Source organism: Salipiger sp. HF18, from assembly GCF_011806505.1.
In the GTDB taxonomy this organism is placed as follows: Bacteria; Pseudomonadota; Alphaproteobacteria; order Rhodobacterales; family Rhodobacteraceae; genus Salipiger; species Salipiger thiooxidans.
Genome location: NZ_JAATOS010000975.1, coordinates 1 through 580, shown reverse-complemented (window position 1 = coordinate 580; position 580 = coordinate 1). Strand labels below are relative to the sequence as shown.

2 protein-coding genes are annotated in these 580 nt (G+C 70.2%); one reads left to right on the top strand and one right to left on the bottom strand.

The window, feature by feature from the left end; genetic code table 11:
• Window positions 1-302: hypothetical protein (locus HC022_RS28890; protein ID WP_217704152.1), on the top strand; the 302-nt coding region annotated here is incomplete at its 5' end.
• Here the strand turns inward: HC022_RS28890 and HC022_RS28355 are convergent.
• Window positions 217-580 (bottom strand): cell wall metabolism sensor histidine kinase WalK (locus tag HC022_RS28355; RefSeq protein WP_175583778.1); only part of this gene is annotated, 364 nt, incomplete at its 5' end. The genes HC022_RS28890 and HC022_RS28355 overlap by 86 nt on opposite strands.

Here is a 580-nt window from a genome sequence, read left to right as displayed (position 1 = left end):
TGGCGGCCGGGAGCCTCTGCAAGACCGGCTCGGGCAACCATCGCTTCTGCATCGCCAAGCTCATCGGCCTCGACCGCTTTCCGCTACAGGTGGTGGGCGCACACGAGGGCTGGGTGAAGACGCACCTGCCGCCCTCGCCCACGGTCGAGGACGTGCTGGCGCTGCTGCCCGCGGTCGAGGCGCACAACAGCGCCCCGGCCCCGGCTGGCGACCGCGTCACACCCGCGCCGGAAGCACCACACGGAACTGCGCACCCGCGCCGGGCCGGCTCTCGATCCGCAAACGGCCACGGTGCCGGTTGATGATGTGCTTGACGATGGCGAGGCCAAGCCCGGTCCCGCCCATCTCGCGCGAGCGGTGGTTGTCGACCCGGTAGAAGCGCTCGGTCAGGCGCGGGATGTGCAGCGGATCGAAGCCCGGACCGGTATCCGAGACGGTGATCACCACCGCGTCGCCGCGCAGCCGGGAATGATACTCGGGACCCCTCACCGAGACCTTCACCTCGGCGCCACGGCCCGAGTATTTCACCCCGTTCTCGACGAGGTTCACCACCACCTGCCGCAGCTGGTCGGGATCGCCC